Genomic DNA, 23,328 nt, shown 5'->3' on the forward strand with positions numbered 1-23,328 from the left:
GTTCCGCATTACAAAATCACAATTGAGATGATCAAAAATTATTTAAAGATAGCCTGGCGCATACTAATGCACCAGAAGCTGTTTTCGTTTATCAATATTATGGGCCTGGCTATAGGCATGGTGGCCTGTTTGCTCATCGTACAGTATATCAGCTTCGAGCTAAGCTTTGATAATTTCCAAAAGAACGGTGCTAATATCTACCGCATTAAACACCAAAATTACAGCGATGGCAATTTGGTGGAGAACATGCCCAAAACCTATTCGGCTGTTGGTCCGGCATTAAAGGCCGATTTCCCCGAAGTGCAGGAAGTAGCACGTGTATCTAAGTTAGAAGCACAGGTAAGTACACAGCAAGGAGGCGGCGCTGTAACAGCTTTTAATGAGCGAAAGATGTACCTGGTAGATCCATCTTTTTTACGTCTCTTCTCGTTTAAAATGGCGGAGGGTACAAATACTGCTTTAAACAATCCAAACTCTATTGTAATAAGCCAATCAACGGCCAATAAATATTTTCCAAATCAGGATGCGATTGGTAAAAACTTTAAAATTCAGCAGCAAGTATCGGGTACGGATATTACCGGCATAGTTACGGGCGTATGTAAGGATGTACCCACCAATTCGCATCTGCAATTTGATTTCCTGATATCGGCCAATACCAAGGCCGGCGACTGGACATATCCGGATTTTTATACTTACATAGCGTTATCGCCTAAGACTAATCAGCAAGCTTTCAAGGCCCGCCTGCCCGCTTTTATAAAAAAGCACCTCGGTGGCGATGGAAAAAACAACAGCTTTACTTTAGGTAAAACCAATATAGCAAATATTCAGTTAAGTCTGCAGCCCTTGAAAGACATCCACCTTTACTCTAACCTAACGCAAGAGATCAGCACCGGTGGCAATGGTAAAATGGTTTGGTATCTAGGCCTAATAGCTGCGTTGATACTTATGATAGCTTATATCAACTATGTAAACCTATCAACCGCAAAAGTGATAGAACGGGCTAAAGAGGTGGGTATCCGTAAGGTATTGGGTTCGCAAAGGTTGCAGCTCATCATCCAGTTTTTATTTGAATCAGCCCTGCTGAATTTGTTTAGCGTGGCAGTAGCAGTAATAGCTGTATTTATGGCGATGCCCTGGTTTAGCGTATTATGCGGAGTGCAGATACAGTTTACCTTATGGCAGCAGCCGGTTTTTGTGCTGGGCTTTGCCGTGGTGATCTTGGCGGGCATTGTGCTGTCGGCTATTTACCCGGCGCTCATCCTATCCAACTATAAACCGGTACAAATATTAAAAGGCAAGTTTGCCAACATGGGCAGCAGCATAACGTTAAGGAAATCATTAGTGGTTTTCCAGTTTGCGGCTACCATTGCTTTTATGATAGGCACATTAGTGGTTTACCGACAGGTAAACTTTATGAAAAGCAGCAACCAGGGCATGGATATGAAGCAAACGCTGATAGTATTGGCCCCGCAAAGCCTCCGCCAGGATGATGCCGCTGCCCGAAATTATGCCTTTAAAGACAGTGTTTTTCAAACAGAGCTGATGCGCAACCCAAGGGTGCAAAGTGCAACATCATCGTCAAGCATACCGGGGCAGACTATTGATTATATCATGTCATACATCCCGCCAACCGCAGGGGCAGAGGAGAAGGGCGTAAGGCTGCCAACCTTTGAGATAGGTGCCAAATTTATTAGCCAGTTTAAGGTGAAGCTGATAGCCGGCGATAACTTTAAATTTGATATGAGGGCCAGTCGCCAGCCTATGGTGATTAACGAAGCAGCCTTAACATCGTTAGGATTTAAAAACCCGGCAAATGCGATAGGCAAGATAGTGAAAACCAAAAATGGCCGCGGCCGCGTGTTCGAGAACGAGATTGTAGGTGTAGTGAAGAATTTCCATCAAACATCCTTAAAGGATGCTTTTACGCCGATAGTGTTTCGACAAATAGACCCGAGTAGTATTACCCATTACGAGGTAAAGGTAAATAGTGCCGATATGCCGGCCACTATTGCGCAGGTACAAAAAACTTACAAAAGCGTATTTACTGATGCCGCTTTCGATTACTTCTTTTTAGATGAATTTTTTGATCAGCAGTATAAAACCGAACAGCATTTCGGGCAGGTTTTCAGCCTGTTCTCGGGCTTTGCCATCTTTGTGGCTTGTTTGGGGTTATTTGGCTTAACACTCATCACCATCAACCAGCGTATTAAAGAGATAGGCATCCGCAAAATTTTAGGGGCCTCCATCAGCAATATACTGGCGTTGATTGCTAAAGACTTTGTGGGATTGATCATAATCGCCAATATTATCGCCTTGCCATTAGCCTATTGGGGCAGCCATCAATGGTTGCAAAATTACCAGTTTAGGATAGATTTTAGCGTGTGGTTCTTTATCCTACCCATGGTTTCAGTGATGTTTATTGCGCTGGCAACCATCAGTTTTCAGGCAGTAAAGGCAGCAGTTATAAATCCGGTTAAGAGTTTACGAAACGAATAAATGAAATATAAAAATATAATAGGCCGACTGGTGTTAATGGTTGCTTTATCATCTACCATTCTTATCGGCCATGCACAAGATACCGTACTTACGCAAGTATACAATGGCAAGCTTGATTCTCTTAAATCAACTGTACTAAACCAAACAAGGCTGATACAGGTTTTTACCCCCGAAGGTTACAAACCCGGGAGCACAGATAAATATGATGTGCTTTACGTGCTCGACGGCGGCAACTGGAATACCGGATTGATACGCCAGATACAACGCTTTGTAGAGGGTGAAGCTTACATGCCGCCAACTATCATTGTAAGTGTGTTAGGTATTGATAGGAATAAAGACCTTACCCCAACCCACCTGGATAGCTGGCCAACATCTGGCGGCGGCGCTAACTTTTTGTCGTTTTTAAAAAGCGAATTGATACCATACATTAATAAGAATTATCCTTCTAATGGCGAAAATACTCTTTGGGGGCATTCGTTGGGTGGCTTGTTTGTTACTTACGCCATGCTTAACGAGCCTAAAACATTCCGCTCCTACATAGCGGTAGACCCGAGTGTGTGGTGGGATAATGTGCTGATACCAAAAATAGCCGCTGCTAAATTACCGACCCTGGCAAATTCTAATATCAGTTTTTATGTTGGCGGTCGCGAAGGTAAGGACGGGAAAGAAATGCGTGTAGATACCCTGGAGGCTGTGCTAAAGCAACACGCCCCCGCCGGATTACAATGGAAAGTAAAAATGTACCCCAATGAAACACATAGTTCGGTAAGGTTTAAAACAACGCATGATGGTTTAAAATACATCTACAACGGTTTTACCGATGCTATAGAATATTACCCGGCAAATGGGATTTTGGCGAAAGATGAACCTTTTCACTTCAGGTATTTTGGCGACACAACAATAGTGCGCTATACTACTGACGGGACTGAGCCAACCTCTGCATCAGCTAAAATTAAACAAGAAATCATACTGAGTGGAGCCGCTACGTTAACACTAAAAGCGTTTACCAACCGCCCGCATTACGACCGAATTGCAACGGGGCATTTTGCCGTAGATGACGGCCTTCGTGTTTTTGCTAAATCGGGAGGCAAGCAACCAGGCGGGTTGAATTATACCTACTATGAGGGCGATTGGGAAACCTGGCCCGACATTAAAAAGCTTAAAGCTAACAACACAGGTATAACCGGTAAAGATTTTGACCCGGACAAGCTGCCAAAGCCCAATAACTACGCATTGGTTATTGATGGGCTTTTAAAAGTTACAGAAGATGGTTACCATATGTTTTTTATGAATGCAGATAAAAACACCAGATTTTACATTGGCAATAAATTGATTATGACCTGGAACGGCACTTATAAACGCCGTACCGATAGCTTTTTAGTGCCCTTAAAAAAGGGTTTTTATCCCATACGCATCGAATATCTGCGTAAAAACAAAGATTTTAAGTTGGAATGGGCTTACATTACGCCATCTAACATGAAAGACATGAACGCCAAACCTGTACCGGTTGAATTGCAATATGGGAGCAGGTAGGTAAATAATTATAAATAGAAAAGGCTTAAAGAGTAATCTTTAAGCCTTTTCTATTGCTTTCAGCTTTAAGCCTCAATTAGCAGTATTGTTCAAACGCGCCTATAAGATTATCGGCAATCATTTGTGCAGGGCGGCCCTCTATCTGGTGGCGCTCAATAATGTGCACCAGTTTACCATCTTTAAACAAAGCCATTGATGGTGACGACGGTGGATAAGGCAGCATTAAGTTACGTGCCGCATCAACAGCCTCTTTTTCCATACCGGCAAAAACGGTAACCAGTTTATCGGGGTGTTTTTCGTTCTGCGAAGCTATTTTAGCTGCAGGGCGTGCATTAGCAGCTGCGCAACCACAAACCGAATTCACCATTACAAATACGGTTCCTTCGCTTTTTATAGCCTGCTCAACTGATTGTGCATCTTTTAATTCTTCAAAACCAACTTTGGTTAGGTCTTCCCTCATCGGGGCTACTAAATATTCGGGATACATAATTTTTTCTCTTGCTTAATTGGTCACAAAAATACCAAATCCTTTAATTAAAAATAGCCCTTATCAGAATAAACCTTATTAATTGACGTTCGGGTTATAATAGCGACTGCGGGGATGGATTTGATAATTATTTTTTATATTGCAATCGTTAATTGCTAACTCCTAATTAATTAACTAATGATAAACTTAAAACAAACATTTAGGTTATGGGCATAATTACGCGAAAAAATGATGCTCCACACCGGGTGGTAACCCTAAAAGCCCGGCATTTTAATACCATTAAATATGTTATTGCTACGGTAATGATTGTTGTTATGGGCTTAATGACAGTTATTATCAGGTTAAATAGCCAGGCCCAAAAGCAAAGTGAAGAAAACAGCCGACTGCACTCGCAGGTTGCGGCTTTACAAACCCAGATAGATAAAGGCGAGCAGGATGCACTTTTGCTTAACGCACAAAAAGATGGCAACCGCAGCGCGGCTGTTGGTTATATACAAGGCATACAAAACAAGCTAAAAACTATAAACAATTATTTAAGCAAACGTGGCTTGCGTGGCCTGTCGTTCAAAAGCGTCAACATAGATAGCGACAAACCTAAAAGTGATACTAAAATTTACAGCGACTTTAATAATTATTTAGATAAGCTGGTAAACAACATAGCATACATGCCTATGGGCTATCCTCGCTTAAGTTCATTCACCTCGTTTTTTGGTTATCGTAGCAACCCCTTTGATTTTGGCGGGGGCGAGTTTCATCCCGGTATTGATTTTAAGGGGCACAAAGGCGACCCGGTTAAATGTACCGCTAGCGGCAGGGTTATATTTGCCGGCCGCAGCGGTGGCTATGGCAACTGCGTGCGTATAAAACATGTAAACAATATCGAGACATGGTACGGCCATTTATCAAAAATAACAGTAAAAGAAGGGCAGCGTGTTACCGTAGGCGATGTAATAGGCAAAATAGGCTCAACCGGCCGCTCAACTGGCCCGCACCTGCATTACGAGATACGTAAGAACGGGCACCCGGTTAACCCTAAACAATATTTAAGTTTAAATATGTAGGGTTAAGATTTAATGATATTTAAAAGCGATGGTGTAAACTATCGCTTTTTTTGCTTAAGGCTATTTCATAGATAACGGGGTGCACTTGCCTTATGGCAACTAATGGCCTTGCTATTTCTTTTGAAATTTTATATTATCTATTTTTGTTGTACAAAAAATTAAATCAATATGTCGACAGTAGAAACTGCATACACAAAGTACAAAGTGAAAGATATTTCGCTTGCCGAGTGGGGTCGTAAAGAAATAGAATTGGCCGAAGCCGAAATGCCGGGCCTTATGGCACTGCGTAAAGAGTACGGACCATCAAAAATTTTAAAAGGCGCGCGTATTGCGGGTTGCCTGCACATGACCATACAAACCGCTGTTTTAATTGAAACACTGATTGAACTGGGTGCCGAAGTTACCTGGTCGTCATGTAACATATTTTCAACACAAGACCACGCTGCTGCCGCTATTGCTGCTGCAGGTACATCTGTTTACGCCTGGAAAGGTATGAACGAAACAGAGTTTGACTGGTGTATAGAGCAAACCTTATTTTTTGGCGAAGACCGCAAGCCATTAAACATGATATTGGATGATGGCGGCGATTTAACGAATATGGTATTAGACCGTTATCCCGAACTGATAGGCGAGATAAAAGGTTTATCAGAAGAAACCACTACAGGTGTACACCGTTTATACGAGCGTATGAAAGCCGGTACATTACCTATGCCTGCTATCAACGTAAACGATTCGGTTACTAAATCGAAATTTGATAACAAATACGGTTGCCGCGAATCGTTAGTTGACGCTATACGCCGCGCTACCGATGTAATGATGGCCGGTAAGGTAGCTGTTGTTTGCGGTTATGGCGATGTGGGTAAAGGTTCGGCCGACTCGTTACGTAACTCTGGCGTGCGTGTTATTGTAACCGAAATTGACCCTATCTGCGCATTACAGGCGGCTATGGAAGGTTTTGAAGTTAAAAAATTAGGCACTGCTATTAAAGAGGCTGACATTGTTGTTACCGCAACAGGTAACAAAAACATTGTTCGCGAAGAGCATTTCCGCGTGTTAAAAGACAAGGCCATTGTTTGTAACATAGGCCACTTTGATAACGAAATTGACATGGCCTGGTTAAACAGCGCTTATGGCAATACAAAAATTGAAATTAAACCACAGGTTGATAAATATACCATTGAAGGTAAAGACCTTATTATATTAGCTGAAGGCCGTTTGGTAAACTTAGGTTGCGCAACAGGTCACCCAAGCTTTGTAATGAGTAACTCGTTCACCAACCAAACCCTTGCTCAAATTGAACTTTGGACAAATGGCGGCGCTTACGAAAACAAAGTATATACCTTGCCTAAGCACCTTGACGAAAAAGTTGCCCGTTTACACTTAGAAAAAATTGGTGTCGAACTGGAAGTTTTAGATCAGGATCAGGCCGAGTACATTGGCGTAACTGTAGATGGTCCGTTTAAACCGGAGTATTACCGTTACTAAGTCGAAAGTCTTGAGTCGAAAGTCTTAAGTCTGCTATAGATATTAAAGGGATGTGGTTTAGGCCATATCCCTTTTTTGTTGACAATTATTATCCGTGCGCCATTTCGAGGAGCGATAGCGACAAAGACAACCGACCTTAGGGAGCTCATTAATACTTTAAAAAAACAATTAACACATTAATAATCTCCCGATAGGAAAGGCGAATATGCATAGTTTTGAGATTGCTTCGTGCCTCGCAATGACGTGGTGGAGAAGTATCTCGTATCACAACAACTCATACGATTCCCTTATCCATTTAAAAAGCTGTGGACGCAGTTCGATTACACTGCTTAATCTTATATTGTTTTGGAAACGTTTGCCAACAGCTATGCTTTTAGTTACGGGTGCTTGTTCTATCTTTTCGGCAGAATAAAACTTAAGATCGAGTACCTTTTGCATTGGGCGTATCACAAAAAAGATGAGTTTGTGTACAAACACAATACAGTTTGGCGTGGTTCCTACCAGCACATCAGGCCAGTCCGCAACCTCCGCTAATAATTTGTCAAACAGCAGTATCAATTCTTCCGATCTGCCCTTAAAAAGATCATCAAGATTTACCTTGGCGCAATAATGCCGTTGTGTTTCGCTCTTTAACTCACGATCGCATTTGGGGCAGGTCCAGCTCATTAAAAGGTAATGGTAAAGGTTGAGCCGACATTTGGTTTACTTTTTACGGTGATCTTGCCGCCAAAGGTCTCTATCTGGGTTTTTGTCATAAACAGGCCTACACCCTTACTATCGTGCCCGCTGTGGAACACGCTGCTTAGTTTAAACATATCTTTACCGTGCCTTTCCAAATCGATACCCAAGCCGTTATCTGTAAAGGATAAAGTAACCCGCCCGTTAACAAGTTTTGATGTAATTAATATTTGAGGTGGGATATCCGGATTGCTGTATTTTAACGAGTTGCTTACCATGTTATAAAATATGCTTTCGAGGTACATTTTAGGGAACTGCATATTCACTACCTCAAAATTGGTATTTATAACCGCTTTCTTATCCATTATTTGCCCCCTTAGCATAGCCCCCGTGGCGGTAACCAGTTCGGGTAGGCTGCAATCGTCGTAAGCTATATTTTTACTGATGCGCACTTCCAATACCTTCATCAATTCGTTAAGGGTATCGTTTAAACTTTCGCTGCTTTGGTTAAGCATTTCCAATAGCTCGGTTTTTTCCTGCTCGCTATCGGCTTCGTCAATCATATTTAGTATCATACGTATACTGCCTGATGGGCCACGAAGATTGTGTGCTACAATTCGATTAAAGTCTTCGTACTGGCTTATACGGTTTTCCAGATCGAGCGCCCGCTTATACTCGTCAATATCATAGCACGATCCAAACCATTTAATGATCGTTCCATCGTCTGCCTTCATGGGCAGGGCGCTGGCCAGGTGCCATTTATAAACACCATCTATAGCACGCTTAAACCTAACCTCAGCTTTATAGGGCTTGCCTGTTTGCAGGCTTTCATGCCACTCCTTAAGGTCTTTCTCCGCATTGTCGGGGTGTATTACCGGTTGCCAGCCATAGGCTATTGTATCTTCAATACTCAGGCCGGTATACTCAAACCAATGGCGGTTATAGTAATCCATAGTACCGTCCGGCTTTGATGTCCAGACGATTTGCGGGATAGAGTCGGCCAAAAACTTAAATTCCTGTATTTTTTCAATAGTTTGGTCCTGCTGCCGCACCAATTCAATCTGCTCTTTTAGCGCACGGTTCAATTCGCCCTGTGCTTCAACTGATCTTTTAAGCGCTAACTCGGCATATTTCGAATCCGTAATGTCTTGAAGAGCGCCGTATAGACGCTTACAAACACCGTCAATAAACTCGGCATTACCCAATGCCTTTACCCATATTTCTTTACCTTGCGCGTTTATAATCTGCAGCTCCTCGTTCCATGGTGTACCGGTAGCTATGGTATGGCCTATAACTTCCTGTATTTTATCACGGTTTTCGCCTTCTTTATAAAAATTGATGCCGGTAACCAGGTCGGGCTCATAATCATCAGGTACCCCGTGTATGGCTTTAGTTACCGATGTCCAGGTTATTTTTTGCTGCTGTATATCATACTCCCATCCGCCTACGCGCGCAACCTGGTTAGTTTGTTCAAGTGTTTCTTTGGTTCGTGCTAAAGTGGTTTCTAATCTAAAGCGCTCGGTAATATCAATAGCATTGCCAATAACATAGGGCTGCCCGTCGGTTACTTGCAAGGTGTTATTGTACATCCAAACCAACAACGACCCGTTTTTGTGCCTGGTAAGCATCTGCCCCTGCGATTTGCCTGTTGTTGTAATTTGATTCAGGTAAGCGTTTACCATAGGGTAACGCTCGGGCGGTATAATATCAAACAAGCTTAACCCAATAAGTTCATCAGAAGAATAGCCCAATATACCTGCGCCAGCGGTATTAACCGATAGGAATTTACCTTTTACATCATGGGTGCACATTAAACCCTGCGAGTTGTTAAAAAATACCCGCAATTTTTCTTCACTAGTGGCCAGCTTTTGCTCTTTTAACAGAATCTCAGATACATCGCGCCCTATCCCAAAAATATTGCCTGTTTCGGCTTCGGGTGTCGATGTCCATTGTATGGTTTTATAATGTCCCCATTTAGTTTTTACACGCTGCAAAAAGTTAAGGGTATGTTCGCCCTCGCCTAATTTTTTTAATTCATTTGCACTGCTGGCTATATCATCGGGATGTATAAGGTCGAACGTTGAGGTTGTTAATAAATATTCTTCATCCCAACCCAAAACTGCTGTAAAGGCCGGGTTTACCTGTTTAAAGAAACCATCTGCCCCGCCGATAAACACCAGGTCGTTTGACATGTTGAACAACTTTTGAAAGTTCTTCAACTCCTGCTTCCTTCTCCGCTCTATTATCAATTCAATTACTTCTTCGCCAAGCAGTTGCAATGATCGTTTTTGACTGGCATTTAACTTTTTAGGTACCCTGTCTATTACGCACAAGGTGCCTAAAGCATACCCTTGCGGGTCTATAAGCGGGTAGCCCGCATAAAAGCGTATATCCGGGTCTTCGGTTACTAATTTGTTATCCTTAAAGCGTATGTCTTTAGTGGCATCTTCTACCTCCATAATATGGGTGTCCATAATGGCGTAACGGCAAAAAGCAAGGTCGCGGGCGGTTTCTTTGATAGGCAAGCCAATAGCTGATTTAAACCACTGGCGATTGAGGTCTATAAGCGATACCAACGAAATAGGCACATCGCAAATAATAGAGGCAAGCTCAGTTATACGGTCAAATTCCGTTTCGCTTAACGAATCTAATATCTCATAGTCGGCAAGCGCTTTTAAGCGTTCCTTTTCGTTAGCAGGTATTGGCGACTCAATCATTTTAGGGGGCACAATTGGTTAAACCTTTTACGAATATAACTAACTATTGTTGCATATTGGTTAAGTGATGATATTGATATGAAAAAATGTCTTATAGCGCACAGTGCAGCTATTTATTTATAATTTGTAACTTAAAGGCGTTTTTAAAAACCTATAATCACAATGCAATTTATTAATAAAACATTAGTAACCGCCGCGCTTAGCATTTGCGCTTTAACAGGCGCCTTTGCCCAACAGCCGGCAGCTTATCCAGACAATCTCCCTAAAGATTATTTAACAAAGGAATTTCATGCAGGCAGGCGTGCCGCCCTGCGTGCCATGATGCCGGCTAATTCGGTAGCGGTTATTTTTTCTTATCCCGAACGTGTTTTTTCTAAAGATGTAAACTATGTGTACCATGCCAACCCCGATATGTATTATTTTTCGGGCTATAAAGAGGCTGATGGTATGCTGGTGATATTTAAAGATATGCAAGGCAGCGGCGATAGTACCTACAACGAAATATTATATGTGCGCCACCGTGACCCTGCCGCCGAGCAGTGGACCGGTCGCCGTTTAGGTGTTGAAGGTGCTAAAAGCCGTTTAGGATTCAAACGCGTATTTAACAGTGAAGATTTTGCAAAATCGCCTATCGATCTAAAAAAATTCAGCACTGTAATAGCTGATGCGCTGCCGGATGACATTGGTGCCGATGAGGGGCTGGAATCATTAGTGAAAACCTTTAAAGGCGTAGCTAACCTGCCGCAAGCAGACAAAACTTTGCTAAATAGCTTTGGCATTGTAGAAAAATACGGAACGCCCGCTAATTTACCGGGGATACTTAACTACTTAAAACGGAGCCTGCCGGCAGATGTATATAGCGGTAACCCTTTAGTGCAACAATTAGTATCCAAACCAGATAGTGTTACGCTGGCAGATGTAAAAGCAAAAATTAAAGCCCAGTATGGTGCCGCCTGGATGTTTGATGATTTTACCAACGAACTGCGTGGTGTTAAACAGCCGGAAGAAATAGCACTGCTAAAAAAGTCTGTACAGATATCGAGCCTGGCGCATGCCGAGGTATTGCGCGCTATTACCCCTAATATGGGAGAGAAAGAACTGGAAGGTATATTGCTTTATGTACACAAAAAATACGGAGTAGAGGATGAGGGTTACCCACCAATTGTAGGTGCCGGTGCCAATGGCTGTATATTACACTACGAAGAAAATAATGTACCTAAGGTTGATAACCAGTTAGTATTAATGGATGTGGGCGCCGAATACCACGGCTATAGTGCCGATGTTACCCGTACCATTCCTGCTACTGGAAAATTTACCGAGGAGCAAAAAGCTATTTACCAATTGGTATATGACGCACAGGAAGAAGTATTTAAACTTTGTAAAGCAGGCGTGCAATACCGGGCACTCGAAGAAAAGACAGGCGAGGTTTTAGCCGCGGGCCTTATAAAATTGGGGATCATAAAAACGGCTAAAGAATTGCGTACCTATTACCCGCACGGGGTGTCGCACCATTTAGGGCTTGATGTGCACGATAAAGGCACCAATGGCGAATTAAAGGAAAACATGGTAATTACTGTTGAACCCGGTATTTACATACCTGCAGGCAGCCCTTGCGATAAAAAATGGTGGAACATAGGTGTACGTATTGAAGATGATGTACAGATAGGCAAAACAGGTGGTACCAATTTATCTGCTGATGCGCCCAGAAAATGGCAGGATGTTGAAAAAGTTGCCGCCGAAAAAAGTATATTTGACGGTGCGAAATTCCCGCCGCTTAAATAGGATTAACTACTATATTTAAAAAGCTGTCCGTTAATTGCGGACGGCTTTTTTGTTTTTAGTTTTTTGTCTCAAATTCTTCGTCAACTTAAAATAAGTTGCATATCAATGGTGCTATGATTACAAGCGTAATATGTTTTAATTGTTGTAAAGTATCATGATATTTGCCCAATAATCTATAAAGTTATGGCCCGTTTATCTGTCAATATCAATAAAATAGCCACACTGCGCAACTCGCGTGGCGGTAATAACCCCGATTTGGTGCAAGTAGCTAAAGATTGCGAACGCTTTGGTGCCCAGGGTATCACTGTGCACCCGCGGCCCGATGAAAGGCACATACGCTACCAGGATGTGTTTGACTTAAAAAAAATAGTAACCACAGAGTTTAATATTGAGGGCAATTGCCAGGAGCAAAAGTTTGTAGATCTGGTACTGGCCAATAAGCCCGAACAAGTAACGTTGGTACCTGATGTATTGGGGCAGATAACCTCGAACCATGGCTGGGATACAATCAAAAATCAGGATTACCTGAAAGATATTATCAAAGTTTTTAAAGATGCCGGTATACGCGTATCTATTTTTGTAGACCCGGATGTAGAGATGGTAAAAGCGGCAGCAACCACCGGCACCGATCGTGTTGAGCTATACACCGAAGCCTATGCACACCACTATGCAGCTAATAGATTAGAAGCTGTTGCACCTTATGTAAAAGCTGCCGAGACTGCGCACCAATTAGGCCTTGGCATCAACGCCGGCCACGACCTTGACCTGGAAAATCTAAAGTATTTTGCTCAAAATATACCTGCTTTAGATGAAGTGAGCATAGGCCATGCCCTAATTAGCGATGCTTTGTATTACGGTTTAGAAAATACCATACAAATGTACCTACGCCAGTTAGCTTAGCGTATTATAGTAACGTTACCGCTGATAGGCTTGCAACCTTTTAAGTCAATAATGTAGTAATAGGCACCTGCGGGCAATTCCTTGCCGTTAATTGTGCCATCAAATGGCGTACTATAACCTTTAGACTGGTATACCAAAGCCCCATCGCGCGAATAAACTTTTATTAGCGATTCGGTATAGTTTTCAATCCCCTTAATTACCCACTTATCATTAACGCCATCGTTATTGGGTGTAAATGTATTTGCAATGCCACCGGCAAACGACCCCAGGCTTACTTTCATTTCTACACGTATACTTTCGCAGTTGCCATTTAATTTACTTATAAAATAACTCCTGTCAGCAGCAACGGTAATGGTGAATTTTCCGCCGGTTTGTTCATCAATGGGTTGATTGTCTGTAGCATTACTATAAAGGCGGTACACTCCATCGTTTACAGCATCATCAACCGCAATTATTACCGTACCCGGTGTGCAAAACAATGCATTGGTAACTGATGGCGGGCTAACAAGCAGCGGAACATCGGGCACAACATAAGTAATATTGGTTTCGCTGCATCCTGCATCATTAACCAACAGGTGGTAAGTACCCGCCACCACGTTTGACAATGACGCCTGGTTGCCTACCTGCTGGCCATTGGCATTTATCCACTTATAAGTATAAGGCTGTACGCCGCCGGTAATCTGCACAGCAGTAACGCCACCAACATTAAGGCCGCAGTGATCAGGTACCGGGCTTCCCTGGCTAATAATATTAAAAGGCGCTGCTACCGTATTACTGAGCGTTATGGGGCCGTATACAACGGGGCATTGGTCCTTATATGATACCTGCAAGGAGTAACTGCCGGGCGGAACGTTAACCAGATCAACGCTTGTGCTTTTTACATTACCGTTGGCATCTACCCATTTTACCGAGTAATCCCTATCCAATATCTCGATAGCGCTAATGTGAGTAATACTAAGCCCGGTGATGGATCCGGTGCTGCGTCCGCAATAGGGATTAGTTATATTTTGTGCAGATGTAACAATGGTAGGCCTGGCATCCAATATCGTAAAGTTAAAATCAGACGAGCAGGAATTATTGAGAGCGGCAATTTTATAATTACCCGGCAGCAGGTTTTCGGCCTGTGCGGTAGTAGCTATAGTTTCGTTATTGGCATTTGTAATTTTAAACCCACCCGCATTTGTATAGTTAAACTTAGCCGAGCCAGTTGCCCCGCATCCGCCGCCACTATTTATAATTTGATAGGTTGGGCTGTAAGGGCTACTGGTAAACAAAGAAGTAAAGCCACCCTTAGTTGCCGACGCGATAATACCTTTTGTAATACTGCCCGTGTATGACCATTTGCCATCGGCACCGGCTAAAACGCTAGCAAAATAGGTTTCTGGTTGGCAACTAAGGCAATCATCATCATTGTAAAGCTCTACCGACGATAATGGAGTAGCCGTACCTGATACTTTAGTAGCGGTGATATTGGTGATTTCTATCTGGGGTAACTTGTCTCGCTCTGGTGTATCCCAGGTATTGTTTAGCCCTGCCGATGTACAAAAAATAGCCGTGTGGTTTACTAATATATTTTTTTGCCCATCCAACGCAAAAAAAACGCCGTAAAAGGTATTACTTTGGCCGGCAGCTACTCCACCTAATGTAATATTACCCTCGGTTTGTATTATAAATCTGTTTTCGTTACCGCTGCTTTGGGGGCCATATAATTCCTGATTACCTCGTATAGTAACATCACCGGTAAGCTGCTTAAACTCGCTTACCAAAGGGTATTGAATTTTGTTGCCGGTGATATTTATCGTGTAAGGGTATTTTGTTGATTGGGTATCATTAAAGTTGGTAGCATGTATAAAGTAAATGTCTGTCGATTGGAAGATATTTGCTACGGCATTGCCATTTATATCAAAATTAAAGTAGTTGTTAATGATATTTATAGTGGCAGTAAAAGCAGTCGACTGTGGGTTGCCGCGGTGGAAAATATCTTCGAGCAGATTGCCGAATAAATTACGCTTGCTTACATCTGCCGCACCTATCTCAATATTACCCTTACAGCCGGCTATGTTAATGCCGTTGCCGCCGTAATGAGCGGGATTAATACGGGGGCTTTTGCCATCGGGTTCAATCCCGGCAAAATTCGAGTAGAATTTGAGGTTTTCGATGCCGGCCGTTGATGTTGGTACATTTATAATTGTGTTGTTGTCTGTAAATACATTTCCTTTTCCACTATCGCCAATTTGAATATTTTTTGAGGCCTGTATATAAAATGCAGCTGCAAAAAGGGTATTGTCGGGGCCGGGTAGACCACCATAAAAGTTGCGGATATAAAATCCATATAGAGCAAAGTCCGACACGTTAGACATTGTAAATGCATTAAACGCGCCTGATGCACCACCCATTTGCAATATAACCTTGGCGCCGCTTACACCAAATTTTGTGCCCGGCTGGCTACTGCCGTCAATAGTTAGGTTCGATGATATATTTAGGGTGGATAAAATTGATATGGTACGTGCTGTTTCTGCAGTGCCCAGGTTAAATTTAATTACATCTGGTGTAGCCGTACCATTAGCTGCCGCAGCTAACAAAGCCTGGCGCAAACTACCAGGCGCCGAATCTGAATTATTGGTCACTACGAAAGTATCCGCTTTTATTTTAAAAGACAAAACGGTAAACAGTAAACACAGTAAAAAAATGCGTTTTAGCATAATTGGTAGCAGCTTCCAAAATACGAACATTTACTTGTAAAACCAGTGTCATTACCACATTACCTAATTGTTATTCAATGTGCAAAATTGTACCTTTGTGCCTTAATTTAAGGGATACCAATTTCAATGAAGCTGAACATAGATTACCAGGAGCAATTCCAGCAAAGGCACATAGCCCCAAACCAGGCCGATACCGATAAAATGTTAAAAACAGTTGGTGTAAATTCGCTTGATGAGTTGATAGATCAAACTGTACCGGCAAAAATAAGGCTTAAAAACCCGCTTAATTTGCCGCCCGCTAAAAGCGAGTTTGATTACCTGAATGCCTTAAAGCAAACAGCTTCAAAAAATAAGGTTTTTAAATCGTACATAGGGCAGGGATATTATGATGTAATAGTGCCCGGGGTTATACAGCGTAACATATTAGAAAACCCGGGATGGTATACCCAATATACCCCTTACCAGGCCGAAATTGCACAGGGCCGTTTACAGGCGCTGCTTAATTTTCAAACTATGGTTATTGATTTAACCGGTATGGAAATAGCCAATGCATCGTTATTAGACGAAGGTACTGCTGCTGCCGAGGCTATGTTTATGCAATACAGCTTGCGTAAAAATCAAAAAGCGAATGTGTTTTTTGTGAGCGAAGAATTGTTCCCGCAAACCATTGATATTTTAAAAACCCGCAGCGAGCCTTACGGCATAACACTGCAAATAGGCGACCATCGTAAAGTTGAACTTACAGACGAGATGTTTGGCGCCATAGTGCAATACCCTGCCGGCCATGGTGCTGTATATAACTACACCGATTTTGCTAATGCATTGCATCAAAAAGGCGTTAAACTGACGGTAGTTGCCGATCTGATGAGCTTGGTGCTGTTAACCCCTCCCGGTGAATGGGGCGCCGACATTGTGGTAGGTACCAGCCAGCGCTTTGGCGTGCCAATGGGCTTTGGCGGGCCACATGCCGCGTTTTTTGCAACTAAAGAAGAATATAAGCGCTCGTTGCCCGGTCGTATCATCGGTGTAACTATCGATTCGGCAGGAAGCTACGCCTTGCGCATGGCTTTACAAACACGCGAGCAACACATCCGCAGGGATAAAGCAACGTCAAATATTTGTACTGCACAGGCATTACTTGCTATTATGGCAGGTATGTATGCCGTGTACCATGGTCCCAAAGGCTTAAAACTAATAGCCGAGCGTATACATGGTTTAAGCGTATTGCTTTCATCGTCGTTAAAACAGCTTGGTTACCAGCAGTTAAATGATACATACTTTGATACTATAAAAATTGAGCTTGGCGCATTAGCCGGGCCGGTAAAATCAGAGGCGTTAAACAACATGGCCAACCTTAACTATAACGGTTCGGTAGCTACTATTTCTTTGGATGAGACTACCTCGCCCGAGGATGTTAAAACGCTGGTGCGCCTTTTTGCTAAAGTAAAAGGTAAAACATTAGCCGATGCTGATTTTGATACGCTTAAAACCAACATTGAAGGCATTATACCAGCCGAATTGCAACGTACATCGGCCTATTTGACACATGGCCTATTTAATACGCATCACTCCGAGCATGAGATGCTGCGCTATATAAAATCGCTTGAGGCAAAAGATCTTTCGCTTTGCCACTCAATGATCGCTTTGGGCTCGTGTACCATGAAGCTGAACGCGACCACCGAAATGGTACCGGTTACCTGGGCCGAGTTTAGCAAAATGCACCCCTTTGCACCAACCGACCAGGTTGGCGGCTACATGCAGTTGTTTGACGAATTGAACAAATGGCTGAGCGAGATAACCGGCTTTGCAGCCATGAGTTTGCAACCAAATGCAGGCGCGCAAGGCGAATATGCCGGTTTAATGGTGATACGCGCTTACCATAACGATAGGGGCGACCATCACCGCAATATAGCATTGATACCGTCATCTGCACACGGCACTAATCCTGCATCGGCTGCGATGGCCGGCATGAAGATAGTAGTGGTTAAATGCGACGATAACGGAAATATTGATGTTGCCGACCTTAAAGCTAAAGCCGAACAATACAAAAATGAATTAAGCTGCCTGATGGTAACCTACCCATCAACCCATGGTGTGTTTGAAGAATCTATCATCGAGATATGTGAGGTGATACATGCCAATGGTGGCCAGGTTTACATGGATGGAGCTAATATGAATGCCCAGGTAGGTCTTACAAGCCCTGCTAATATAGGTGCCGATGTTTGCCACCTTAACCTGCATAAAACATTTTGTATACCACATGGTGGCGGTGGCCCGGGTATGGGCCCAATTGGTGTAGCTAAACACCTTGTACCTTACCTGCCGGGCCATGCTGTGGTTGATATTGATAATGGAAAAGCTATACACGCGGTTTCTGCCGCACCTTGGGGCTCTGCTTCAATATTGATCATATCGCACGCGTACATTGCCATGATGGGCGGCGAAGGTTTAACCAATGCAACCCGTTACGCTATATTGAACGCTAACTATATTAAGGCGCGTTTAGAGAGCCATTTCCCGGTATTATATGCCGGTGCAAACGGCCGCTGCGCACACGAAATGATATTGGATTGCCGCTCGTTTAAAGCATTTGGCGTGGAGGTTACCGATATTGCCAAACGTTTAATGGACTACGGTTTTCATGCGCCTACAGTGTCGTTCCCGGTAGCGGGTACGGTAATGGTAGAGCCAACCGAATCTGAACCTAAACACGAGCTTGACCGTTTTTGCGATGCAATGATATCTATACGCCACGAAATTGCTGATGTAGAGAGCGGCCTGTCTGATAAATTGGATAACCCGTTAAAAAACGCGCCACATACTGCTGCCATAATTACGGGCAACGAATGGGAGCATGCTTACACCCGCCAAAAAGCAGCTTACCCGCTGCCTTACGTGGCCCAATACAAATTCTGGCCATCAGTAGGTAGGGTGAACGACACCTACGGCGACCGCACGCTGATATGCTCGTGCCCGCCGCTAACAGATTACGAGTTTGAAGAAAGCGAAGTAACAACACCAGAATACGGAACTTAAAAATAGATGTGCGGATGTGCGGATATGCATATGTGCAGATGAAAATAATAAAATTGAAGCCCCTTAATAAAGGGGCTTTTTTTAAATCAACAATAGTTGCAGTGAACTGTAACAGAAAAGCAAATATTTTCGTCTAATGGTTTGTTTAAATATATTCCGTAAATTCATTAATTCTGGTTCATACAAATGATAGCCAAAACACCGCAGCCGCCTTATTATGCTGTTATATTTACATCGGTACGTACCGGGGTTGATGAAGGTTATGGCGATATGGCCAATGAAATGGTGCAAATGGCCGCCGAGCAGCCAGGTTTTTTGGGAGTAGAGTCGGCCCGGAACGAGACCGGGATAACTGTTTCGTACTGGGACAGTCCCGAAGCGATTACTAATTGGAAAGCAAATTTACGCCATCAATTGGCCCAAAAATATGGCCGCGACAAGTGGTACGAAAATTATAAAGTGAGAATTTGCAAAATTGAGCGTGATTACGAATTTTAAAAATTATATATTTATAATATATTTCGAAAAACTCACCACTTTAAGGAATATAACCTTTTAATTTACGCCTTCGTATAAAGTATTCATATGAACCCTGATAGTACACAGTCCGTAAGCGTTTTGTTAGTAGATGATGATGAGATAAATAATTTCATTTCTATTAAGCTAATAAAAAAGGCCTTGATAAATACCGAAATTATGGCCTGCCTTAACGGTAAGTTTGCAATTGACCAGCTTGCAGAGATTCAGCGTAAAGATCCTAACAAACTTCCTGATTATATACTATTGGATATTAACATGCCCATAATGAACGGCTGGGAGTTTTTAGATGAGTATAAACGCCTGAATATCGACCCTTTGGGCAAAAGCAAAATATATATTATATCTTCTTCTGTTTTTAGTAACGATATTAATAAGGCACGCTCTTACCCCCTGGTAAAAGACTTTGTATCTAAGCCGCTCAACGTAGAAAAGATCAAAGAACTTTTTGGAATTACCGCTTAAACCGGCTTTACTGTAAACTGCTCGTCCTGGTAATTAATAGTGCCGATACCTGTTCCACGGTCATGGTAAAACAAGCAGGTGTAACCTTCAGCTGCAGCTATTTTGCCATATTGTATACGCAAATCTGCCGAGCGGTGCCCATCATAATCATATTTAGCTACAAATTTTCTTATCAGTTGCTCCGGTTCGGGTAGCTCGTCGCCACCAAAAAATACTTTTTTGCCTTCAATATCTATCCAAAACACCTGGTGAAAACGGCTATGCCCGGCAGATAGCTCGTACCTTATGCCGGGTTTGTATTCGCCATCGCCTTTTACAAAATCAATTTTTACACTGTTTTGCAGCGCTTCAAAAATATCAACGTGGTAAGACGATGATTTACCGCTCAAGCCAAAATCAAATTCATCCTTATTAATTACATGTATAGCATCCGGGAAACTGGGTTCCAATCTTCCGTTACGCTCTACCACTAAGCCGCCGGAGTGGTCGTAATGCAGGTGCGACATCAGAACCAGGCTTACTTCTTCAGGATCGAAACCAGCGTTGCGTATATGTTGGTGTAGTAATAACTCGTCGCGGGTATCTTTATAGCCCAGACCGGCGTCAAGCAATATCAGGTCATCGTTTGTTTTTATTAAAAATGGATTGACGTGGATAAACAGGGAACCGGGGCGGTCTCGTTTATTATCCGTTTCGGGGTTAAAAGGGATAAATTTTTTAGTAGCATCTACCGAATAAGAGCCCTCGCCCAACACAAAAGTTTCCATAACTATATAATATTGTGCAAATATAAGGCCTAAATAGGTATTGGGGTGCTGTTGGCCGATAAATGACATTAGGTTCATGAATTGAGTATTGACCCATCCCTCGGGCAAAATATCATATAATTAGTGACATCCATTGTAACGTTTTTAAACCCGCGGCGTCTTCTATTAAAAAATAGTACGATTTAATTTGCATATACGAAAACTATCGTACATCTTTGTACGAAGAAATTCGTATAATAGTAGAAAGAGATAAAGACATGGATTTGAAACCGACCGAAAGCGAATTAGAAATACTACAGGTAATTTGGAAAAAGGGCCAGTGCACAGTGCGCGATGTGCACGAAGAGTTGGCAAAAAGCAAAGATTCGGGCTATACTACCACCTTAAAACTAATGCAGATAATGCACGAAAAAGGTTTGGTTGAACGCGATACCAATGCTAAAACACATTTGTATAAAGCGGTAATAACCCGTGGGCAGGCACAGCAAGGCGCTTTAGATAAAATCATCTCAACCGTGTTTAAGGGCTCCACATCCGATCTGGTGATACAAGCACTGGGCCAGCACCGGGCATCAAAGGATGAAATTGATGCTATAAAAGATTATTTAAAAAAGTTTGAACAATAAAATTAGTAATGGCAGCTATGGAAAACATATTGTATAACATTAGCCAGGTTTTGGGCATCACCATCATACATTCGTTATGGCAGGGCTTACTTATATACTTTATTTTAAGAGTAGCCTTATTATTTACCGGCTGGTTACCTGCATCAAAAAAGTATACCATGGCGTTAAGCAGTTTATTTGCTATTACCGCATGGTTTGCCTACACCCTTATAAACGAGATACAGGTATACGATTGGTTAGCCAAGCCCGCCAACTTAAGTAATATGCCGCTTGTGCTGCAATTGCCGGCTAACCTTAGGCAAATAAACGAGCAAACCATGCGCTATTACTACAGCTTTGAAAAGTATTTGCCATACGTTACCATGTTGTATATAGCCGGGCTTCTTTTAAACAGTACTAAACTGGTACTAGCACGCAAAAAGTTGAATTTAATAAAGCAAACCATGAGCATTGCTGTGCCGCTGCAACAGCAATTGAGCAGGTTTGCTAATAAACTAAACATCACTAAAAAGGTAACCGTAGGGTTAAGTGATATGGTTGATGTGCCCTGTATAACCGGGTATATTAAACCTGCTATACTGCTGCCATTTACCTTATCAACCTATCTGTCGGCAGATGAGATAGAAGCCATATTAATGCACGAACTGGCACACATAAAACGTAACGATTACCTGGTTAACCTGCTGCAGCAGGTGATAACCACCCTGTTATTTTTTAACCCATGTGTGCTGCTTATAAATAAAATAATTGGTGAAGAACGCGAAAATAGCTGCGACGACCTGGTGGTTGATGCTACGCAAAACCCGATTATTTACGCAAAAGCCTTGTTTAAGCTTGAACAAAACCGCCAAAATGAATTACAGCTAGCGCTGGCTGTAACCGGCAAAAAGTACCATTTATTAAACAGAATTGAACGAATCATGAAAACAAAAAAAGAAATCCCCAGCATACGCCCAACATTGGTGGCCATGCTGATATTAACCTTAGGCATTTGCAGTTTAGCATTGCTTAACCCCGAAATTGCGCAGGGCAAAATATCTGTAAAAGCTATAGCGCCGGCCATAAAAAGCATGCTAGCCGATACGGTACCTGCAAAAGCGCCAAAGCTTAAAATTAAGGCCGAAAAAGCACAATTAAAAGCTAACAAGGCATTAATAAAACAAAAGATCAAATTTGAAAAAGACAGCCGCATAGCTTATAACAGCGATGACAGGTACAGGTGGAACAACGAAGGTATGAAGGACCCTGAACTGGAACGTTTAGGAAAAGAAGTGGAAAAACATGGCGAAGCTATAAGTAAATACTACGATAGCCCCCAATTTAAAGCCAAAAGCGAACAGTTAGAGCAGATGGGCAAACAGATTGATGCTTTTTACAATAGCGATGAAATAAAACAGGCTACCGCTGCGCAGGAAAAAGCAGCAGCCGATTTTGAAAAGCATTGGGGCGATAAAAGTGGCGATATGGAAAAAACCGGGCAACAAATGGAAGCCTTAGGTAAAAAAATGGATGTCTACTTTAATTCGCCGGAGTTTAAAGCGATGAACGAGAAGTTGGAAGCCAAATATGGTGTAAGCCACAATGGATTTCATGACGACCGCGACGAGAACTACAAAAAATACCAGGCTGAGCTGGATAAAAACCTATCGCCCGAGATTAAGGCTACCACCAAGCAATTGCGTGAACTGGGCCAGCAAATGCGCATGCGCCACGATGATCCGGAGATGAAAAAAGCACAGGAAGACATGCGTACAGCGGGCGAAAATATGCGGAAGGCATTTAACAACCCCGACATTAAAGCGCAGCAGGAAAAAATGCGCGAGTTAGGTAAACAAATGCGCGAGTATGCCGATAACGACCAAATGAGGCAAGAAAAAAAGGCTTTACAGGAAGCAACTGCGAAAATGAGGCAGTATATGAACACACCTGAGTTTAAAAAGAAACTGGCCGATTACAAAAGAACCCATAACACCTACAACTGGCATAAAGATGTAAATGAGCAGCCGGAAAAACCGGAAGCCCCTGAAAAACCGGAAGCTCCGGAGAGTAATTAATT

16 protein-coding genes and 1 pseudogene are annotated in these 23,328 nt (G+C 42.6%); 12 read left to right on the forward strand and 5 right to left on the reverse strand.

The genetic code is table 11. The features are described 5' to 3' along the window. Positions 1-27 precede the first annotated feature (27 nt). On the forward strand, positions 28-2,496 hold the full coding sequence (locus FFF34_016235; protein ID TSD64100.1) for an FtsX-like permease family protein: 2,469 nt from the start codon (positions 28-30) through the stop codon (positions 2,494-2,496). Continuing rightward, entirely contained in the window at positions 2,497-4,029 is a 1,533-nt protein-coding gene (locus FFF34_016240; protein ID TSD64101.1) for a hypothetical protein, read from the forward strand. It abuts the gene before it with no gap. A gap of 76 nt (positions 4,030-4,105) precedes the next feature. Here FFF34_016240 and FFF34_016245 read toward each other — a convergent pair whose 3' ends face one another. Then, entirely contained in the window at positions 4,106-4,516 is a 411-nt protein-coding gene (locus FFF34_016245; GenBank protein TSD64102.1) for a BrxA/BrxB family bacilliredoxin, read from the reverse strand. 206 nt (positions 4,517-4,722) lie between these two features. Here FFF34_016245 and FFF34_016250 point away from each other — a divergent pair, with 206 nt between their 5' ends. Beyond that, the gene (locus FFF34_016250) at positions 4,723-5,577 is read left to right on the forward strand and encodes a M23 family metallopeptidase (GenBank protein ID TSD64103.1); all 855 of its coding nucleotides are present in this window, start codon (positions 4,723-4,725) and stop codon (positions 5,575-5,577) included. Between the two features lie 168 nt (positions 5,578-5,745). Then, positions 5,746-7,062: an adenosylhomocysteinase gene (locus FFF34_016255; protein ID TSD64104.1), complete on the forward strand. Its 1,317-nt coding sequence runs from the start codon at positions 5,746-5,748 to the stop codon at positions 7,060-7,062. A 264-nt stretch (positions 7,063-7,326) separates the two neighbouring features. Here FFF34_016255 and FFF34_016260 read toward each other — a convergent pair whose 3' ends face one another. Both FFF34_016260 and FFF34_016265 read right to left on the reverse strand, forming a co-directional pair. Beyond that, positions 7,327-7,728 (reverse strand): hypothetical protein, encoded by a 402-nt coding sequence (locus FFF34_016260; protein ID TSD64105.1) that lies wholly within the window; start codon positions 7,726-7,728, stop codon positions 7,327-7,329. Further along, positions 7,728-10,457: a PAS domain S-box protein gene (locus FFF34_016265; GenBank protein ID TSD64106.1), complete on the reverse strand. Its 2,730-nt coding sequence runs from the start codon at positions 10,455-10,457 to the stop codon at positions 7,728-7,730. The genes FFF34_016260 and FFF34_016265 overlap by 1 nt, the downstream gene beginning before the upstream one ends. A gap of 162 nt (positions 10,458-10,619) precedes the next feature. Between FFF34_016265 and FFF34_016270 the strand changes: the two are divergent. From FFF34_016270 to FFF34_016280, 3 genes and pseudogenes are all read left to right on the forward strand, one after another. Next, positions 10,620-11,183 (forward strand): annotated as a pseudogene (locus tag FFF34_016270) (aminopeptidase P family protein). A 231-nt stretch (positions 11,184-11,414) separates the two neighbouring features. Continuing rightward, positions 11,415-12,239, forward strand: coding sequence for a Xaa-Pro dipeptidase (locus FFF34_016275; GenBank protein ID TSD64190.1), 825 nt, complete (start codon positions 11,415-11,417; stop codon positions 12,237-12,239). A gap of 183 nt (positions 12,240-12,422) precedes the next feature. After that, on the forward strand, positions 12,423-13,139 hold the full coding sequence (locus tag FFF34_016280; protein TSD64107.1) for a pyridoxine 5'-phosphate synthase: 717 nt from the start codon (positions 12,423-12,425) through the stop codon (positions 13,137-13,139). On the opposite strand, the gene FFF34_016285 is transcribed toward FFF34_016280, so the two are convergent. Beyond that, the gene (locus tag FFF34_016285) at positions 13,136-15,871 is read right to left on the reverse strand and encodes a gliding motility-associated C-terminal domain-containing protein (protein TSD64108.1); all 2,736 of its coding nucleotides are present in this window, start codon (positions 15,869-15,871) and stop codon (positions 13,136-13,138) included. The two genes, FFF34_016280 and FFF34_016285, sit on opposite strands and share 4 nt — an antisense overlap. A 96-nt stretch (positions 15,872-15,967) precedes the next feature. On the opposite strand from FFF34_016285, the gene gcvP reads away from it, so the two are divergent. The 3 genes from gcvP to FFF34_016300 all read left to right on the forward strand — a co-directional run bounded on the left by gcvP (position 15,968) and on the right by FFF34_016300 (position 19,879). Then, complete coding sequence (gene gcvP, locus FFF34_016290; protein TSD64109.1) at positions 15,968-18,877, forward strand: aminomethyl-transferring glycine dehydrogenase; 2,910 nt, start codon at positions 15,968-15,970, stop codon at positions 18,875-18,877. A gap of 186 nt (positions 18,878-19,063) precedes the next feature. Beyond that, positions 19,064-19,375, forward strand: a complete 312-nt coding sequence (locus FFF34_016295; protein ID TSD64110.1) for an antibiotic biosynthesis monooxygenase — start codon at positions 19,064-19,066, stop codon at positions 19,373-19,375. 87 nt (positions 19,376-19,462) lie between these two features. Further along, positions 19,463-19,879 (forward strand): response regulator, encoded by a 417-nt coding sequence (locus FFF34_016300; protein TSD64111.1) that lies wholly within the window; start codon positions 19,463-19,465, stop codon positions 19,877-19,879. Here the strand turns inward: FFF34_016300 and FFF34_016305 are convergent. Beyond that, positions 19,876-20,646 (reverse strand): MBL fold metallo-hydrolase, encoded by a 771-nt coding sequence (locus FFF34_016305; GenBank protein TSD64191.1) that lies wholly within the window; start codon positions 20,644-20,646, stop codon positions 19,876-19,878. The two genes, FFF34_016300 and FFF34_016305, sit on opposite strands and share 4 nt — an antisense overlap. Positions 20,647-20,903: 257 nt before the next feature. On the opposite strand from FFF34_016305, the gene FFF34_016310 reads away from it, so the two are divergent. Then, entirely contained in the window at positions 20,904-21,272 is a 369-nt protein-coding gene (locus tag FFF34_016310; GenBank protein ID TSD64112.1) for a BlaI/MecI/CopY family transcriptional regulator, read from the forward strand. An 8-nt stretch (positions 21,273-21,280) separates the two neighbouring features. Further along, complete coding sequence (locus FFF34_016315; GenBank protein ID TSD64113.1) at positions 21,281-23,326, forward strand: M48 family metalloprotease; 2,046 nt, start codon at positions 21,281-21,283, stop codon at positions 23,324-23,326. Positions 23,327-23,328 lie beyond the last annotated feature (2 nt).

It is taken from the genome of Inquilinus sp. KBS0705 (genome assembly GCA_005938025.2).
In the GTDB taxonomy this organism is placed as follows: Bacteria; Bacteroidota; Bacteroidia; order Sphingobacteriales; family Sphingobacteriaceae; genus Mucilaginibacter.